Annotated in this window: 15 protein-coding genes; 9 read left to right on the top strand and 6 right to left on the bottom strand. The window is 36.5% G+C overall.

From position 1 onward, the window contains the following. The first annotated feature begins 129 nt into the window (after positions 1-129). The 3 genes from MP478_RS17595 (at position 130) to MP478_RS17585 (ending at position 4,957) form a co-directional block, all read left to right on the top strand. The gene (locus tag MP478_RS17595; RefSeq protein WP_257189593.1) at positions 130-1,203 is read left to right on the top strand and encodes an NAD(P)/FAD-dependent oxidoreductase; all 1,074 of its coding nucleotides are present in this window, start codon (positions 130-132) and stop codon (positions 1,201-1,203) included. 4 nt (positions 1,204-1,207) lie between these two features. Continuing rightward, positions 1,208-2,365, top strand: a complete 1,158-nt coding sequence (locus MP478_RS17590; RefSeq protein ID WP_257201189.1) for a pyridoxal phosphate-dependent aminotransferase — start codon at positions 1,208-1,210, stop codon at positions 2,363-2,365. Between the two features lie 162 nt (positions 2,366-2,527). After that, positions 2,528-4,957 carry a TonB-dependent siderophore receptor gene (locus MP478_RS17585; protein ID WP_257201188.1) on the top strand — a complete coding sequence of 810 codons (2,430 nt, stop codon included), beginning with the start codon at positions 2,528-2,530 and terminating at the stop codon, positions 4,955-4,957. Positions 4,958-5,046: 89 nt separating this feature from the next. Here MP478_RS17585 and MP478_RS17580 read toward each other — a convergent pair whose 3' ends face one another. Then, on the bottom strand, positions 5,047-6,264 hold the full coding sequence (locus tag MP478_RS17580) for a PQQ-dependent sugar dehydrogenase (protein WP_257201187.1): 1,218 nt from the start codon (positions 6,262-6,264) through the stop codon (positions 5,047-5,049). A gap of 104 nt (positions 6,265-6,368) precedes the next feature. Here MP478_RS17580 and MP478_RS17575 point away from each other — a divergent pair, with 104 nt between their 5' ends. The 3 genes from MP478_RS17575 to uvrB all read left to right on the top strand — a co-directional run bounded on the left by MP478_RS17575 (position 6,369) and on the right by uvrB (position 10,350). Then, entirely contained in the window at positions 6,369-6,740 is a 372-nt protein-coding gene (locus MP478_RS17575) for a BlaI/MecI/CopY family transcriptional regulator (protein WP_257201186.1), read from the top strand. Positions 6,741-6,743: 3 nt separating this feature from the next. Further along, positions 6,744-8,144: a M56 family metallopeptidase gene (locus MP478_RS17570; protein WP_257201185.1), complete on the top strand. Its 1,401-nt coding sequence runs from the start codon at positions 6,744-6,746 to the stop codon at positions 8,142-8,144. A gap of 214 nt (positions 8,145-8,358) precedes the next feature. Further along, positions 8,359-10,350 carry an excinuclease ABC subunit UvrB gene (uvrB, locus tag MP478_RS17565; protein WP_230032836.1) on the top strand — a complete coding sequence of 664 codons (1,992 nt, stop codon included), beginning with the start codon at positions 8,359-8,361 and terminating at the stop codon, positions 10,348-10,350. Positions 10,351-10,435: 85 nt separating this feature from the next. On the opposite strand, the gene MP478_RS17560 is transcribed toward uvrB, so the two are convergent. The 4 genes from MP478_RS17560 to MP478_RS17545 all read right to left on the bottom strand — a co-directional run bounded on the left by MP478_RS17560 (position 10,436) and on the right by MP478_RS17545 (position 13,303). Further along, entirely contained in the window at positions 10,436-10,672 is a 237-nt protein-coding gene (locus MP478_RS17560; protein ID WP_257189586.1) for a DUF3820 family protein, read from the bottom strand. Positions 10,673-10,682: 10 nt separating this feature from the next. Continuing rightward, the gene (locus MP478_RS17555; protein ID WP_230032837.1) at positions 10,683-11,762 is read right to left on the bottom strand and encodes an AI-2E family transporter; all 1,080 of its coding nucleotides are present in this window, start codon (positions 11,760-11,762) and stop codon (positions 10,683-10,685) included. A 15-nt stretch (positions 11,763-11,777) separates the two neighbouring features. Further along, complete coding sequence (locus tag MP478_RS17550) at positions 11,778-12,506, bottom strand: beta-carotene 15,15'-monooxygenase (protein WP_230032838.1); 729 nt, start codon at positions 12,504-12,506, stop codon at positions 11,778-11,780. 71 nt (positions 12,507-12,577) lie between these two features. After that, positions 12,578-13,303 carry a hypothetical protein gene (locus MP478_RS17545; protein ID WP_257201184.1) on the bottom strand — a complete coding sequence of 242 codons (726 nt, stop codon included), beginning with the start codon at positions 13,301-13,303 and terminating at the stop codon, positions 12,578-12,580. Positions 13,304-13,347: 44 nt separating this feature from the next. On the opposite strand from MP478_RS17545, the gene MP478_RS17540 reads away from it, so the two are divergent. Together MP478_RS17540 and MP478_RS17535 are read left to right on the top strand one after the other, a co-directional pair. Next, a complete protein-coding gene (locus MP478_RS17540; RefSeq protein ID WP_257201183.1) occupies positions 13,348-14,325 on the top strand; it encodes an aminodeoxychorismate synthase component I in 978 nt (325 codons plus the stop codon). Continuing rightward, entirely contained in the window at positions 14,309-14,935 is a 627-nt protein-coding gene (locus MP478_RS17535; protein ID WP_230032846.1) for an aminotransferase class IV, read from the top strand. Before MP478_RS17540 ends, MP478_RS17535 begins: the two co-directional genes overlap by 17 nt. Positions 14,936-14,937: 2 nt before the next feature. Here MP478_RS17535 and menD read toward each other — a convergent pair whose 3' ends face one another. Next, on the bottom strand, positions 14,938-16,608 hold the full coding sequence (menD, locus tag MP478_RS17530) for a 2-succinyl-5-enolpyruvyl-6-hydroxy-3-cyclohexene-1-carboxylic-acid synthase (RefSeq protein ID WP_257189583.1): 1,671 nt from the start codon (positions 16,606-16,608) through the stop codon (positions 14,938-14,940). Between the two features lie 84 nt (positions 16,609-16,692). On the opposite strand from menD, the gene MP478_RS17525 reads away from it, so the two are divergent. Beyond that, on the top strand, positions 16,693-17,643 hold the full coding sequence (locus MP478_RS17525; RefSeq protein ID WP_257201182.1) for an isopenicillin N synthase family oxygenase: 951 nt from the start codon (positions 16,693-16,695) through the stop codon (positions 17,641-17,643). The last annotated feature ends 234 nt before the right edge of the window (positions 17,644-17,877 follow it).

Genomic DNA, 17,877 nt, shown 5'->3' with positions numbered 1-17,877 from the left:
TCTGAAATTCAAAATTAAATTACTTTATTTTTTTCAAATCATGAATGTTTTTGATTTACATTTGCACCAATCTAAAAAATAGATTGCAAAAAGTAATTAAACACCAACTGAAAAATCCGTTATTCCGAAATGAAGAAAATTGCTGTCGTGGGCGCTGGTATTTCCGGCTTAAGCATGGCGAATTACTTAGAAAAGCACAATATTGATTACCATATTTACGAAAGAAGGAAAAAAGAAGATTTAGCAGGTCACGGATTCCTTATCCCACAAGAGGGAATTGAACATCTTTCCCAGATTATTGACCCCCAGCTCCTTTTCAACCATGGAAATTTTCTAAAAAAATACATACAATATTCTCACAAAGGAAAGATCCTTGCCGAAAAAGATCTTAATGATGTTTTTGTTATTTCAAGACAGGCATTACTCAATATTTTAACTCAAAATATTTCTCCTGACAAAATAACATATGAAAAAACGTTAACTTATAACGAAAAAGGAAAACTAAAACTTCCTGACGAAACCTTTATTGATTCGGATATTGCTGTTATTAGTGATGGTTCCAGAAGCAGAATCAGAAAAAATATTTTTAAGGATGAGAAATTGAGACCTGTAAGGGAAAATGAGATTGTCAATATCATTCAAAACGAAAAAATAGCAGCCTGTATTGAAAATAACTTTATGAAATTCCATCTTGAAGAAGGTGGACTGACATTCGGAATTCTAAAGCTTTCCGCAGACTCCGTTCTTTGGTATTCACAATTTGACAGTGAAAAGTACAAGATCAGTGAAGAGTGTTCCACAGGCAGTCTTAAAAAATATATGACTGAACTTTTTGAAGACTGGAGTCCTTTAGTTTTGTCTATTATCAAAGAATCCAGCTATAAAAATGTTCATTTGTGGCAGGTATACGAACTGGAGGAACTTACCCCTTTTTATAAGGACAATATAGTCTTTATCGGAGATGCAGCTCACCCGCTGATCCCTTTTACAAGTCAGGGAGTTACCTCAGCACTAAAGGATGCATTCACCCTGACTAAGCACTTAGCCGAAGAAAAGGATATGAGTGAAGCTTTCCGAAAATATGAAGCAGAACGAAAGCCGGAAATTGAAGTTCATATTACCAACGGCAGGGCTTTACTTAATCAGTTTTTGCTTCCGCTGGACCAACATTCAAAAAATATTTTACCAATCTCCTATAAATAAAAATATGTTCACCAATAAAGATATCAATTTTGAAGCTCTGAAAAGAAAAGCCTACAACGGAAGATGGGCTACCCTGGAAGATGGAATTATCCCTTTGACAGCAGCGGATCCTGACTTTAGAACAGCTCCTGAAATTGAACAGGGCATCATTGAATATATCAAAGATGGCTATCTGAGCTATGGTCCTTTTTCCGGCCTTCCCGAGTTTAAAAAGAATGTAGCTGAACATTTCAATACAGAGAAATTTGGAAATTTCATCCCTGAAAATGTCCTTGCTGTGAACAGTGCAGCACAGGGAATGTTTTTGATAGCCTCCTATGTTCTGAAGCCGGGAGAAGAAGCTATCATTTTGGATCCGGTAGATTTTCTATTTAAAAAATCCGTGGAAACAGCTGGAGGAAAGGTTGTATTATGCCCTGTAGATACCGTAACCGGAGCTATTGATTTTGAAAAAATGGTTTCACTGATTAATCCAAAGACGAAACTTATCAGCATATGTAATCCGCACAATCCATTAGGAAAGGTATATTCTAAAGAAACGCTTAAAAAGATTTCTGAGATTGCTTCTTCTCATAACTTATGGGTAATGAGTGATGAAATATGGAGCGATATCGTCTATGATAATAAGGATTTTCACACCTATTCATCTGTTTCAGAGGAAGCGAAGAAAAAAAGTTTTACGGTATATGGATTTTCGAAGTCGTTTGGTATTGCAGGGCTTAGAATTGGTGCTGTTTTATGCAATGAACAGGAAATTTTTGAAGATTTTGTAGAAAAATCGAATTTCAACTCAACGATAGAGGGGGTTTCCACATTATCACAGATTGCAGCAAGTGTAGCCCTGGAAAGAGCAAAACCATGGTACAGAGAATTTTTAACGCATCTACAGCATAACAGAGATCTTGCTTTTAACCTGTTAAGCCAGTCTGAAGTCCTGCATCCTAATCTTCCGGAAGCTACCTTTGTATTATTTCCCAGGATTAAAAACGGAATGTCCAGCGATGATTTTACCCAATATGTTCTCAATCATGGTAAAGTGGCCATCGTACCGGGATCAGAAAGATGGTTCGGAAAAGGAGCAGAAGGACACATTAGAATTTGTTTCTCTACTTCACAGGAAATCCTGGAAGAAGGCTTGAATAGAATAATAAAAAGCTTTTAATATTAAAAATATTCATTAAAAATACATAAAAAGTTATTTTTTTACTAAAAGCAATACAGAATGCAATAAATTTAAAATATCCATAACAAATAATCAATTTTAACACTGATTTAAAAATAAAAATTAATAATTTTGAGACAATCACCAACCAAAGTCTCAAATATGAAAATAAAATACATCAGCGTCATTTTTCTTAGTGCTTCTTCATTATCCTATGCTCAGCAAATACAAGATACTATTGCCAAAGAGTCAAAAATAGAGGAAGTTGCCATTACGGGAAGCCGGAATAAAAAAAGAACGGTCATCAATACACCTGTTCCTATAGACGTCATTGATATTAAGCAGGTAAGCCAGGCAACAGGACAGGTAGAAGTCAACCAGCTGCTGCAGTTTGCGGCACCGTCTTTTAATTCCAATAAACAATCCGGATCAGATGGCGCTGATGCGGTAGATCCGGCCACATTGAGAGGCTTAGGCCCTGATCAAACATTGTTATTACTCAATGGAAAAAGATACCATCAATCTTCGTTAATCAACCTTTTCGGAACCAAAGGAAGGGGAAATACAGGATCTGATATGAATACCATTCCCATTGGTGCTATCAAAAGAATTGAAGTCCTTCGTGACGGCGCTTCGGCACAATATGGTTCAGATGCTATTGCCGGGGTGATCAATGTCATCCTTAATGACCGTGATAAGGGTTTTGAGGGGAACGCTTTTTATGGGATGAATCTTTTTAAAAGTCCCGGAGACAAAGATATTGTATCAGATCGCAAAATTGACGGAAATACCTTTGACTTCAGTGGAAACCTGGGAACAAAAATAGGTTCAAAGGGCGGATTTGGAAACTTTACTGTTGAATTCGTCAATAAAGACTATGCTATAAGAAATGCCAATCCTGACAGATACACCGCTCCCAGACAGCGCTTTGGAGATGCAAAAGCTCAGAATGTGTATTTTTTCGGAAATATAGAACTCCCATTATCTGACGGACTTACATTCTACTCACGTCAGGGATTCTCACACAGGAATACTAAAGCTTACGCATGGACAAGAACCCCTGAAGCTGATGGAAACATTCCTGAAATTTATCCGAATGGCTTTGATCCGATTGAAGATACCAGCATCACTGATTTCACCTTTGATAACGGCCTGAAGTTCAAAGTAGCAGACTGGGATGTTGATTTTTATAATGCTTTTGGAAGCAATCGATTTACCTATGATATCAAAAACACTGTAAATGCTACGTTAGGAGCTCAATCTCCCACTAGCTTTGATGCCGGGGGACATTCCTTACTTCAAAATACTACAGGTTTTAATGCGGCCAAACAATTTAAGGTATTGGAAGGTCTCAATATTGCTTTCGGATCTGAATTCAGGTATGAAAAATTTGAAATTATTAAAGGCGAAGAAGCATCTTATGCCATGTATGATATCAATGGAAACATTGTAACCCGAACAACTTCGGATGCTCTGTTGGTCACCAATCCTTTATCCGGGGCAGTAAGACCTGGAGGATCTCAGGGCTTTCCCGGTTATTCTACGGACATTGGTAAAAGCAGAAATAATTTTGCTGCCTATGTTGACACCGAACTTGATCTTACTAAGAAATGGATGATCAGTTTAGCCGGAAGATTTGAAAATTATAATGATTTTGGAAGTACTTTAAACGGTAAATTCGCTACCCGTTATGCTATTACACCGCAGCTGGCATTCCGGGGATCGGTATCAACAGGTTTTAGAGCTCCTTCTCTGGCACAGAAATATTACAGCCAGCAATTTACCAATTTTCAGGGAGGAAAGCTTGTTACCATTCAATTGGCATCTAACGACAGTGACCTTGCCAACAAAGTAGGAATTGACCAGCTGAAACAGGAAACATCTGTCAATGGAAGTGCCGGATTTACTTTTAATACCGGAAAATTTACAGCTACAGTGGATGGTTATTATATCAAAGTAAAAAATAGAATTGTTCTGACCGGAAATTTTTCCAGAGATGACCTGCCAGCTGATGTTCAGGCAGAATACCCATACATTAATCAGGCTCAGTTTTTTGCAAATGCTATAGATACCAGAACAATGGGTATAGATGTTATTTTAAATTATAATGAAGCCATCGGTTCCGGCAAGCTAACCGCAACTCTGGCAGGTAATTACAACAACATGGAAATTACCAAAGTGAATACTTCAGAGCAGTTAAAAGGCAAAGAAGATATCTACTTAAGCCCCCGAGAAAAAGGGTTTATTCTGGCCTCTGCACCTAAAACAAAGATTAATCTAAACCTCAACTATAAAATCAGCAAGTTTAACGCCAATTTGCAGCTTGTAAGATTTGATAAAATCACTTTAATAGGTTATGATAATGCTGAACAGGTCTACAATTCAAAAGTAACTACAGACCTTTCCTTTGGCTATGAATTTACCAGCAACCTGAACCTTACATTGGGAAGTAAAAATATATTCAACAGATATCCTACTCTTCAATCCTCTCAGGTAACATCAGGAAATACAGAATCCGGAGGTATTTTTGATCCCGTACAAATGGGGTTTGGAGGAAGACAGGTTTTTGCCCGACTAAACTTTAAGTTTTAATGAAACTTAAATGGAATAAGCCCTCATAATTTTCCTCTTTTTGATTCTTACAACCAACAACTCCTGAAATGAGTTCAGGAGTTGTTGGTTTATTTTTTTGAAATTTTATAGAGCTTTCCACTGTCTGTCACTGCGTACAGATTACCATCCATTCCGTTTAAAACATCCCTGAACCGTTCTTTTTGATCTGCCAGAAGGCGTTCTTCACCTACCACTTTATTATCTTTCATTACAATTCTGTTGATGTGTTCTCCACTCAGACATCCTATAAATAAGTTTCCTTTCCATTCGTCAACATTTCCTGTATAAAAGGTGATTCCACTGGGAGAGATCACAGGATCCCAATAATAAACCGGCTGCTCTGTACCTTCTCTCTGTGTAATTCCCTCACCTACTTTTTGCCCGGAATATTCAATTCCATAGGTTACATCTCCCCATCCGTAGTTCTTGCCGGGCTGTATAAGATTAATTTCATCTCCACCGCGCGGACCCATTTCCACATCCCAAAGTGTTCCGTTCGGATCAATAGCCATTCCCTGCGGATTTCGGATACCATAGGCATAAATTTCAGGTTTATATCCCTGTTTGCCGATAAAAGGGTTGCCGGGGGCAGGCTTTCCGTCTTTTGTGATTTTTAGTATTTTGCCTAAATAATTATCTGTTTTTTGAGCGAAGACCCTTGTTACCTTATCTGATCTTTCTCCTGTACTTACAAATAAAAATCCATCTTTATCAAATGCCAGCCTGCTTCCATAATGCTTGTCACCATCATAGGATGGCTCTGCTCTGAAAATCACCTTAACATCTGAAATAGTTTTAAAATCCCCGGACAGCCTTCCTTTTGCTACAGAGGTAAGATTCCCCTTTCCGAAAGGTTCCGAAAAACTGAAGTAAATGGTAGTATTGGTTTTAAAATCCGGGTCAAGTGCAACATCCAGCATTCCTCCCTGTCCTTTTGAATCTACTTTCGGAAATCCTTCTATTTTAAAAACCTGCTTTCCATCCTGGGATACAAGGTTCATATGTCCTCTTTTATCCGTAATAAGAAATCTTCCGTCCGGCAGATTGATAATGCCCCATGGTTTTCCGAGATCTTTGTTTATAATCTCTGCTTGATAAGGAGTTACTGTCTTTACAGCTTTAATCCTTGTCTGCCCTTTAAATGCAGGCTTATAGTCAGAATTGGGGGATTCTGTTTCTACACTGCCATCTGCTCCCACCTGCTGAGCATTCACATTAGCTTTCTTACACGAAGACAAAATGAAGAAAACACTCAATAAGGGGATGTAAAATTGATTGATATTCATAACATTATGGATTAGGTATTAAAATGAATGGAAAAATAATGCCATAAAATTTGCATAGTAAAACTTTTATTCTACATTTGTAGAGCTAATTGCAATATTGTAGAATGAAAGAAATAAAACTAACTGATTCAGAAAAAGCTCTTATGGAAATTCTTTGGGAAAAAAAGAAAATTTTCATGAAAGAAATTTTAGATTCTTATCCAGAACCAAAACCGGCCGCAACTACGGTTGCCACACTGCTGAAAAGAATGCAGAATAAAGATTTGGTAGGGTATACATTGTATGGAAATTCCCGCGAATACTATCCAAAGATAGAGAAAGGGGAATATTTCAAGGAAGAAATGACTTCCATGATTGACCGTTTTTTCAACAGCTCGGTGACACAGTTTGCCTCTTTTTTTACCTCTAATGCCAAACTGAGTCAAAAACAGCTGAAAGAACTTCGTGAAATAATAGATCAACAGATAAAAGATTAAAAAATGGTTGCTATTGTTCTAAAAATAATGATCTGCTCTTCACTATTGATCGCGATATACCATTTGTTTTTGGAAAAAGAGAAAATGTATGGATTTAACAGGTTCTATTTACTGTTCTCCCTTGTGTTTTCTTATACAGTACCTTTTGTTTCAATTACAAGCTCCTTTCAAAAACCAGAAAAAACTGCTCAGCTGACTATTGAAGAAACAGCACAGCAGATGATCATGACACCATCCGGACAAAGCTCTTTTGACTGGATGAATATGATGTGGATTCTTTATGCAGCTATCAGTATTTTTCTACTGGTCAAAAGCATTCTGGCTATCCGGACGATAAAGAAAATAGAAGGTGAAAGAATCACCTATCTGAATTACCATATTGTATCAACAGAAAAAAGAATTTCTCCATTTAGCTTCTGGAATACGATTTATTTGGGAAAAAATTATATTACCAACAATGTCATTGATTCAAGGATCTTTTTGCACGAAAAGAGTCATATTGACCAGAAACACAGTATTGATATTGCATTCATAGAAGTATTAAAAATCTTCACATGGTTTAATCCTGTTCTTTTTCTATACAAAAAAGCCATGGTTACCAATCATGAATTTCTCGCGGACGAGGCCGTTTTAAAGAATAATTTTAATGTTAAAAGTTATCAGTCTTTAATTTTAGACGAAATTATCAACAGCCAAAATCCAACACTGACCCACTCATTTAATTTTAACAACACCAAAAAACGTTTTATTATGATGACCACCAAAAAATCAAAATTTATTGTCTTAAAAAAGGCTGCAAGTGTACCTGTTTTTATCGCTGCCTTTATGGTATTTGCTTCGAAAACCTATGCCAATAATCCCATCCAGGCAAATACAGAAACACAACCGCTACAGCCATCAAAAAAAGTGCTGCCACAACAGATAACTAAAGTAATATATTCTTCTGAGAAAAGTATTAAAAATGAGGAACAGAATCCGGTAACAGTACGCCTGAAGGAAAATTTCAAAACCACAACAGACACACTATCTCCTAAAAAGAAAACAATAACAGAAGCCACTGAGGGTAAAAACACAATAACCGAGAAAACTTTAAATTCCAATGATCATACTATTGAGCCACAATATCCTGGTGGAAGTCAGGCCCTTCGCTCAAAAATTGCCAACACCATGGATGTAAGCAAAATGAAAGCTTTCAAAGGAGTCATTAAGTCAGTTGCTTATATTTACATTGATGAGAATGGAAAAACAACCAAAGTAACCACGTCAGGTGACAATGAAATATTTAACAGTGAGCTTCTTAAAACCCTCACGGCCTTAGGTAATGAAGTAACATGGACGCCCGGCACTCAAAATGGAAAGGCTATAGCAGCAGTAGTGAAACTCCCCGCCGCACTCTCTTTTTAAAAACCATAACATACAAGCGCTAAATATATAGCGCTTTTTTTTCGGAAATCATAAGGCAGATAAATGATCAGAAAACTCAAAAGCAGCAGCTCCACAAATAAGAAAAGAAACGAAAGATCATCAAAGTTAAAATTTCACAATCAGGATATTCGTCTTCAAAACTTTATCCTGTCTAATAATTTCTTTCGTATTTTTGTTCTATACATTCTTTTCTATGGATTTTAAGCTTCAATCAGAATATAAACCTACCGGAGACCAGCCACAGGCTATTGAAAAACTTACTGAGGGAATCAATATCGGCGAGAAATACCAAACTCTTCTCGGGGTAACAGGTTCAGGAAAGACCTTTACAGTAGCCAATCTGGTACAAAACGTACAAAGACCCACTTTAGTACTAGCTCATAACAAAACGTTGGCAGCTCAGCTTTTCATGGAATTTAAAGAATTCTTTCCCGAAAATGCTGTTGAATATTTTGTCAGCTACTACGACTACTATCAGCCGGAAGCTTATATTGCGACCACCGGAACATATATTGAAAAAGACCTGAGTATTAATGAGGAAGTTGAAAAATTACGTCTTTCTGCCACAGCCAGTCTGCTTTCGGGAAGAAGGGATGTTTTGATTGTAGCATCGGTTTCCTGTATTTACGGTATTGGGAACCCCACGGAATTCCACAAGTCATTAATTTCCATTGCAATTGGTGAAAAAGTAACCCGAACGGCCCTTTTACATTCTTTGGTGAGCGCGCTATATGCCAGAACCTTAAATGAATTTCAAAGGGGAACATTCCGGGTAAAGGGTGATGTTATAGATGTTTTTCCTGCTTATGCCGACAATGCACTCAGGATACAGTTTTTTGGAGATGAAATTGAAAAAATCCAAAGTTTTGATCCTGTAACCGGAAATGTAGATTCCAACTTTGAGCAGATTCAGATCTATCCAGCCAATCTTTTTGTTACTTCTAAAGAAACACTGAATGGGGCCATCAAGGATATTCAGGATGATATGGTAAAGCAGGTAGATTTTTTCAGTTCCATTGGAAAACCTTTAGAAGCTAAGAGACTTCAGGAAAGAACAGAGCTGGATCTTGAAATGATTAAAGAACTCGGCTATTGCTCGGGAATCGAAAATTACTCAAGATATCTGGATGGCAGGCTTCCGGGCACGAGACCTTTCTGCCTGATTGATTATTTTCCGAAAGACTTTTTAATGGTTATTGATGAAAGCCACGTTACCGTACCACAAGTTCATGCTATGTACGGGGGTGACCGTAGCAGAAAAGAAGCATTAGTAGAATATGGCTTCAGGTTACCTGCAGCAATGGATAACAGGCCGTTGAAATTTGAGGAATTTGAAGCGATACAGAATCAGGTAATTTATGTTTCTGCAACTCCTGCAGACTATGAATTAGAAAAAACAGGAGGAGCCTATATTGAACAGATCATCCGTCCTACCGGACTTCTTGATCCTATTATAGAAGTAAGGCCCAGTCTCAACCAAATTGACGACTTAATGGAGGAAATCCGGAAAAGAGCTGACGCTGATGAAAGGGTACTGGTGACTACTCTCACCAAGAAAATGGCTGAGGAACTTACCAAATACTTTGTAAAATTCGGAATCAGAACACGATATATCCACTCTGATGTTGAAACCCTGGAGCGTATTCAGATCATGCAGGATCTGCGTTTAGGTCTTTTTGATGTTTTGATTGGTGTTAATTTATTAAGAGAAGGTTTAGATTTACCCGAAGTTTCATTGGTAGCTATTCTTGATGCCGATAAAGAAGGAATGCTGAGAAGCCGAAGATCAATGATACAAACCGTTGGGCGTGCTGCAAGAAATATTAATGGAAAGGCCATTATGTACGCTGATAAAATCACCAAATCTATGCAGGCCACTTTAGATGAAACCGAATACCGCCGTGCAAAACAAATGCAGTATAATGATGAACATGGTCTTAAACCAACAGCCTTAAACAAAAAAATATCTGAAAACCTTGTAGGAAGGAGCAAAGACTTCCCGGACGAAAAATATACCCAGAAAGAAATCCTGCAGAAAGTAGCTGAAGTAAAAGCCAGCTATGCCGGGGAAGATATAGAGAAAATGATCACGCAAAAACAAAAAGAAATGGAAGCAGCAGCTAAGAACCTTGACTTTATAAAAGCAGCCAAATTAAGGGATGAAATTGCAGCTTTGAAAAGTTAATAATCTGAGTTAATAGAGAATAAATATAAAAACTTACGGCGGCATCTTCGATGCCGCCTTAAGTTTATCTTACAATTTACGAGTATTATTTTCCATTTCTCACCGCGGCTCTGATCGGAATCAAAAGATCCGTCAATCCATTCAGCTTGATCTCATAAACGGTTGAAAGCTGCATCCCTAGTTTTCCTTTAGGCATCCCTGTCCGGTTAAACCATTCAAGATAGCTTATAGGAAGATCGGCTAAAGTGGTCCCCTCGTATTTACCGAAAGGCATTTTAACCACACAGATTTCTTTTAGTATTTCTGAATTTACTCCTTCCAATTTTAACTTATTAAATTAATTTATTCTCTCCTATTTCCTGATCAGGTATTTCCAGATCCGGAGGGGCATCTTCATCCGAAAATTCATTTCTGTACACCTGAACCAAAAGTAAGGTAAGCGAAATCAGAATCGGCCCAAAAATAAGCCCCATAAAGCCGAAGAGATTCATTCCCATAATAATTCCAAATACTGTATTTAAAGGATGAATATTTTCCAGTTTTTTCAGCAATGTAAACCGCAGTAAATTATCCGTTAAACCAACGACAACGATACAGTAAACTGCCAATCCAACCCCTTGTCCGGTATCTCCTACGGCAATCATATAAATACAAACAGGAATATACACTATGGCTGCTCCTACTACAGGAATCATCGACCCGGCGGCAGTGAGCGCAAAAAGCAAAACAGGGCTTGGCGCACCAAAAATAAAATAACCAATTAAGGCTACAACTCCTTGTCCGATGGCTACAACAGGAATTCCTATTGCATTGGCAATAATAAGCTTTCTCATCTTGTCGCCAATCAAAGAAACGTTCGCTCTCTTTAAAGGTGCTGATGAGGTAAGTATTTTCTCAAATAACCTCGGCTTCTCAAGCATAAAATAAAGAATAAAGTACATGGACATAATCACCGTAAGGGTATTAAAAGTTCCACTTACAGCAACCGTAGAGATTTTCCCTACTGATCCTTTTACTTTGTCCATATTTTCTTTGCTAAGGATATCAAACCCAAATTTAGTATCGATATAAGTATGTATTTTTTCCAGAAATACATTGAACTTAGCCATATATGCCTGTGCATTTCCTATTTTATCTATCAGAAGGTCGGCTATAAAATAAATTGGCAAAATTAAAATCACCAAACTGGCCAACATTAAAACAAATGATGCCAACCAGGGCTTCCATTTTTTAACTTCCTGTAAATAAAAATTATACTTGCGGCATACTACATAAATTGTGATAGCACCCAATACCGAAGGTATAAAAAGTGCCAGGTTAAAACAAATCAGCCCTGCCAATACCAATATAATAACAAGCAGAAAAACCTGCTTTATAGCAACACCGCTTATTTGTTTGTCTTTATTCATCATTTATTACTGCTGTTTTTATTGCTTATACATGATTTGTCTCGGCTTTCCCAGGAATGCACAGTAGGTAGAGTACATGACAATCATCATAAATGGAGCAGTCAAAATAATTCCAATTCCACAAAGAATAATTCCTGCAATAGAAATAATACCTCCTAAAAGTGTTACCAATAAGAAAACAGCATAGTTTTCTTTTGCAATATTAAAAGACTTTCCTAAAGCCTCAGTGGCTGAAGCATTTTCAAATAATAGAATTGGATATCCTAATAAAAGAAACGGATACACAAAAATAAGTGGGAAAAAGCATAATGCTGCTGCAATAGAAGAAATAATCCCTGAAAGGATACTGTAGATCAATATATTTACAAAATTCTGACGATATCCTATAAACAGATCCGAAAACTCAATCTGACTTTTCGTATTGAATTTATTAACAATGTAGATTAATCCTACATATAAAGGAGCTAATAAAATACCAAAAAGACCGGAGAATGTCATATACATCGGAAATCCGGGAGCATTCCAGTAATTAAAGTCACCTCCTGAATCTCTTATTTCCTCCATCATGGAAGCAGAATTAAATCCTGTAAGTGTTTGTATAATGTATCCTCCGATAAGATAAATTATCATGGCAACAATTCCATAACCGAAAACACCCTTATACATGTCAAATGCATGTGAAATTATTGATCCTGTATCTTTGTTAGGTACAGAACCCTGTTGATCAAATTCGTTAAATTCAGACATAGTTTAATATTTTAATGGTTTTACCAAATTTAACTTATTTTGGTAAAAAACACACTAAACCCTATTGAAATTTATTTTTGTTCGGAAAAAGCTGTTTTATAAAGAGAATAAATCATTGCATTCCAAAAAGGAAAAGTAAAAAGACCTCCTACAAAAAAAAACGCAAAACCGACGTATTTGAAAAAGACAGCCACTATAGCACAAACAAATATTTCAAGAAAATATATTCTCAGTGCTTTAAAGTTTAAAGAAATCGCTTCAAAAATTCTTTTATCAGTAAAGAACATTATCGGGGCCACAAACAGAGTAACCAGCACCCAGACGATACCCAAAATAATGGTCTGAAATGTATAGGCAAATACAAAGAACCAGAAGATATAATATCCTATATATTTGAAAAAATTGATCCCGTTATATCCAACAAGCAAATCCTTTAACTCCGGTTTTTCATTAAGATCCAGCTTTCTGTATATCTGATAAAATCCAAGGTTCAGAGGGTAGAGAAAAATGGTAGTTCCTATAATAGCCCAGGAAAATTTTTGAAATCCATCATTGGACATCATTTTCGCTAACTGTGCGGAATACACCTCCATTCCGTCTTTTGCATATTGTGCAGCCTCTGCATATTGGCTTAGAATAGCATACCTTGAATCAAAGAAAAAAAGTACCGAAAGGAAAATTCCAAAATAAAAGATCGAAAACATCAGCTGGAATAAAAGCGTTTTATTCCAATAAAAAAAAGCCTGCTTCAATATAAAATCTAGTCCCGGTTTCTGAGGATATTTATTCTGCATCATAAAAATTTTATGCAAAAGTAAACATCAATAAGTATTTTTGCTGAATGTTTTCAGTGAATCATCAAAAATTTCTAGAAATGGATGAGCTTTCTCTTCAGAAGGTTCCTTACTTTTTCGTTATCGACTTCCTATCCGAGAATGTCGAAATATACAAAGAAGACGAAATAGAAAAATCAGGCTTACTTATTGATTTTCAGAGTTTTTCAACCATAAAAAACAAACAGGAATTACTTGAAAAAATTGAATGGAAATCATTTCCGGAAACGCTGGAAAGCTTTAAATTAGGTTTTGAAAAAGTTCAGAAAAATATTCATCTGGGAAATTCTTATTTGGTAAATTATACCAGAAAAACTAAAATTCAGACCAATTTAAGCCTAAAAGAAATTTTTTATCATTCAAATGCAAAGTATAAAGTTTTTTATAAAGATTTTTTTGTATTTTTTTCTCCAGAAACTTTTGTCAGGATCATCGATGGTAAAATTTTGACTTATCCCATGAAAGGCACTATTGATGCCTCAGTGGAAAATGCAGCAGAAATTCTGAAGAATGACAAAAAGGAAAAAGCAGAGCACTATACCGTTGTAGATCTTCTCCGGAATGATCTGAGCATGGTAGCAGATGATGTGAAAGTAGATCAGTTTCAGCAAATTGATTTTATTAAAACTCAGCAAAAAGATCTGTACGCCATGAGTTCTGAAATTTCAGGTATATTAAAACCTGAATTTAACGGAAAGCTGGGAAGTGTAATGCAAAAATTACTTCCTGCAGGATCAATTCTGGGAGCTCCAAAGCCCAAAACCCTGGAAATCATACTGGAAGCAGAAGGATATGACAGAGGGTATTATACAGGAGTCTGCGGTTGGTTTGACGGCAAAAATGTCGACAGCTGTGTGATGATACGCTTTATTGAAAAAGAAGGCGAGCAACTTTATTTCAAGAGCGGAGGAGGCATCACACACATGAGTAAATTAGAAGACGAATATCAGGAAATGAAAAATAAAATTTATGTCCCAATTCATTGAAAGCATTAAAATAGAAGATCAGGAAATTTTCCTGCCCGATTTACATCAGAAACGTGTCAATCAGACTTTTTCTCACTTTGGGAAAGAAGATCCTATTGATTTGGTTAAAATTTACAAAAATCTGCATCATGATGAAGACGGCCTGTTTAAACTAAGAGTTTCCTATGATCTGGATAAAAAGGTCCGGACTCAAATGATTCCCTATGCAATTCCTGAAATACATGATTTTCAGCTGGTAGAAAATAACAGCTTTGATTATTCTTTTAAGTTTGAGGACCGGAAAGAGCTGGATAAAATGAAGATGAAGTCTAAAGCTGAGGAAATCATTATCGTTAAAAACAACCATATCACCGATACTTCTTTTTCCAATCTTTTATTTTTAAAAGGTAAGGAATGGTTTACCCCAAATACCTATCTTTTAAATGGTGTACAGAGACAACATCTTTTAAAACACAAAAAAATCAAAGAAGCGGAAATTACCCTACAAAACATAAAGCAATTCACACATTTTCAAATCATTAATGCTTTAAATGATTTCGATGATATGTTTATTTATCCTATCGACAGAATTATGAATCTGCCAGGAAATGAAGAATACCTGGATCTTTAATTTTATTTAAGAAAACTAAAATAGTCCTTTAATACATCTGCACTGTTTTTCCCGTGGGTATTTACTTCCAGGATTTTTGGCTGTGCATCCGGTTTGAAGAAATTCTCCAATACACGGTCTAATGTCAGCTCATCTTCTACTCTGATATACGAAAAGCCAAAGTGTTTTGCTAAATGCTCTGCATTTTTACGGTGCTTTGTCGCAATAAACTCATCCAAAGTATTGGGGTTGGCATTTCCCGGACCTGGAATGATTTTAAAGATATTCCCTTCCCCGTTATTAAAGATCATAATTCTTACAAACGGTGGAATATATTGATTCCACAGGCCATTGATATCATAGAAGAATCCTAAATCTCCGGTAATCAACAATGTAGGATTCTCATTTTTGATTGCAAAACCCATTGCTGTAGAGGTAGATCCGTCAATTCCGCTGGTTCCCCTGTTGCAAAACATTTTCCTTTTGCCAAAATCAAACAGCTGAGCATATCTTATAGCTGAAGAGTTACTGAAATGAATATTATAGTTCTCAGGAATCGACTGTGAAGCTTTATTGAAAAAGTAAAAGTCAGAAAATCCGACAGTATTTAAAAACTGCTGATGTTTTGCATCTTTTTTATCTCTCAGCACATCCCATAGGTTGAAGTAAGGTCTGGGCTCCAGATTAATGAAATTTAAAAGTTTAGAGAAGAAAACCTCAGGCTTAACCTCAATTTTTTCTGTCAGAGAGAAATAGGTATCCGGCTGCCACACTTCATCCAGGTGCCAATGCTGTTTTGGACGTGCGCTTCTCAAAAATTGTTTTACTTTTTTAGAAACTACATTTTGCCCCACAGTAATCAACAGGTCCGGAGCATACGTCTTATAATCTTCTTCTGTAAAATTAAAGATCAGCCGGTCAATATGTCTGAAGAATTTTTCATGATGCAAATTCGAATTGGCTTCACTTAAAACAACTACCGAATGGTTCTTTACCAGCTGAGTCAGTTGGTTTTCCAATTCAGGACTGTAATCTCGTGTCCCAACCAACAACATAATTCTTTGCGAGGTATGCCATCCGGCAATCAGATGGGAGGGAATTTCATACTCTTTATGTCTGATTGTTTTTTCAACAGAAGGAAAAGCCGGAAGTTCTGAAACCAGTTCATACAAAGGCTCTTCTAAAGGTATATTGATATGCACCGGGCCCTGCTTTTCAAAGCAAAGCTCGATAGCTTTTTTAATAATATCGAAATTAATATCTTCTGCATTTTCCTTACTGTCTTCCAAAAGCTGGAAATCACCGTAGGAATGCTGATGAAAAACATCTTTCTGCCTGATCGTCTGCCCATCGAAAATATCAATAAAATCCGTTGGCCGGTCAGCAGTTAATACCAAAAGTGGAATATTCTGATAAAAAGCTTCTGTAACTGCCGGGTAATAATTGACTACTGCAGAGCCGCTGGTACAGGTAATCGCTACCGGTTTCTTCTCACTTTTAGCCATCCCCATTGCTACAAATGCTGCACTCCTTTCATCTACAATACTGAAACAGTTGAAGCCATCCACTTCTGAAAAGTGAATCGCTAAGGGAGCATTTCGTGATCCCGGCGAGATGACAATATCTGAAATTCCATACTGCTGAAGAAGATGCGCAAGTATCTGAATACTTCTCTTAGAAGAATATTTTTTCATACCGCAAATTTAACTTATAAAAAATGATTTTAAAATCATTTAATTTAAAAAAAATGTAATTTTGCTGTTCGTAAATTTCTAAAAATGGATAAAATACCTAGTGTAGACCTGCGTGATTTCCTTTCGGACAACCCGGAACGCAAACAGAAATTTGTAAATGAAATCGGAAAAGCTTATGAAGAAATTGGTTTTGTTGCCTTAAAAGGCCACTTTCTTGATGACAACCTGGTAGATGAATTGTATGGAGAGGTAAAAAACTTTTTTGAACAGCCAGTGGAAACGAAATACAAGTATGAGATTCCTGGAATTGGTGGCCAAAGAGGCTATGTTGGATTCGGTAAAGAAACGGCTAAAGGTTTCAAAAGAGGAGACTTAAAAGAGTTTTGGCATTTCGGACAATACCTGTCTGATGATTCAAAATACAAAAAAGAGTATCCTGACAATGTGATCGTTGAAGAACTTCCAAAATTCAATGAAGTAGGTAAAGAAGCATTCCAGATGCTTGAAAAAACAGGCCAGTATGTGCTAAGAGCTTTAGCTATTCACCTGGGTCTGGATGAATTTTATTTTGATGATAAAATTGCAGAAGGAAATTCTATCTTAAGACCTATCCATTATCCGCCGATCACTGAAGAGCCGGATGATGCAGTAAGAGCAGCAGCACACGGAGACATCAACCTTATTACTCTTTTAATGGGAGCACAGGGTAAAGGTCTTCAGGTTCAGAACCACAACGGGGAATGGATTGATGCTATTGCAGAGCCGGATGAATTGATGATCAATGTTGGAGATATGCTTTCAAGACATACCAACAACAAATTGAAGTCTACTATTCACAGAGTGGTAAACCCTCCAAGAGAATTATGGAGTACTTCAAGGTATTCAATTCCTTTCTTTATGCACCCTATAAGTGCCATGTCTTTAAATGCACTTGAAAACTGTGTAGATGAAAACAATCCAAAATTGTATGAAGATACAACAGCAGGGGAATTTTTACATGAAAGACTGATCGAGCTGGGCTTGATTAAAAAATAATACTATAATAGTCAATAATTGATCTGTTTTGAATGTTATCTTTTTGTATAACAGCAGGTTAATTATTGACTGTTTTTTTTCTATACTATAGATTTCCAATTATTTTCCCTTCCTGGTTGCCTGCTTTTCACGAAAACAGAATGCCATGCTTAAGCCCTTCAACTATTTTTTATTTTTTTTACGTACCACATCGATATTAGTTAAAAATATTTTGTATAAATTTACATTACTATC

Source organism: Chryseobacterium sp. WG14 (assembly GCF_024586945.1).
Classification (GTDB): Bacteria; Bacteroidota; Bacteroidia; order Flavobacteriales; family Weeksellaceae; genus Chryseobacterium.
This window is presented reverse-complemented; position numbering and strand designations above follow the sequence as displayed.

Coding starts and splice junctions, on each gene's coding strand:
- MP478_RS17595 (WP_257189593.1), top strand. CDS start 130: ATGAAGAAAATTGCTGTCGTGGGCGCTGGTATTTCCGGCTTAAGCATG.
- MP478_RS17580 (WP_257201187.1), bottom strand. CDS start 6,264: ATGAATATCAATCAATTTTACATCCCCTTATTGAGTGTTTTCTTCATT.
- MP478_RS17555 (WP_230032837.1), bottom strand. CDS start 11,762: ATGATGAATAAAGACAAACAAATAAGCGGTGTTGCTATAAAGCAGGTT.
- MP478_RS17545 (WP_257201184.1), bottom strand. CDS start 13,303: ATGATGCAGAATAAATATCCTCAGAAACCGGGACTAGATTTTATATTG.
- MP478_RS17535 (WP_230032846.1), top strand. CDS start 14,309: ATGTCCCAATTCATTGAAAGCATTAAAATAGAAGATCAGGAAATTTTC.
- MP478_RS17585 (WP_257201188.1), top strand. CDS start 2,528: ATGAAAATAAAATACATCAGCGTCATTTTTCTTAGTGCTTCTTCATTA.
- MP478_RS17540 (WP_257201183.1), top strand. CDS start 13,348: ATGTTTTCAGTGAATCATCAAAAATTTCTAGAAATGGATGAGCTTTCT.
- MP478_RS17590 (WP_257201189.1), top strand. CDS start 1,208: ATGTTCACCAATAAAGATATCAATTTTGAAGCTCTGAAAAGAAAAGCC.
- MP478_RS17550 (WP_230032838.1), bottom strand. CDS start 12,506: ATGTCTGAATTTAACGAATTTGATCAACAGGGTTCTGTACCTAACAAA.
- uvrB (WP_230032836.1), top strand. CDS start 8,359: ATGGATTTTAAGCTTCAATCAGAATATAAACCTACCGGAGACCAGCCA.
- MP478_RS17570 (WP_257201185.1), top strand. CDS start 6,744: ATGGTTGCTATTGTTCTAAAAATAATGATCTGCTCTTCACTATTGATC.
- MP478_RS17525 (WP_257201182.1), top strand. CDS start 16,693: ATGGATAAAATACCTAGTGTAGACCTGCGTGATTTCCTTTCGGACAAC.
- menD (WP_257189583.1), bottom strand. CDS start 16,608: ATGAAAAAATATTCTTCTAAGAGAAGTATTCAGATACTTGCGCATCTT.
- MP478_RS17575 (WP_257201186.1), top strand. CDS start 6,369: ATGAAAGAAATAAAACTAACTGATTCAGAAAAAGCTCTTATGGAAATT.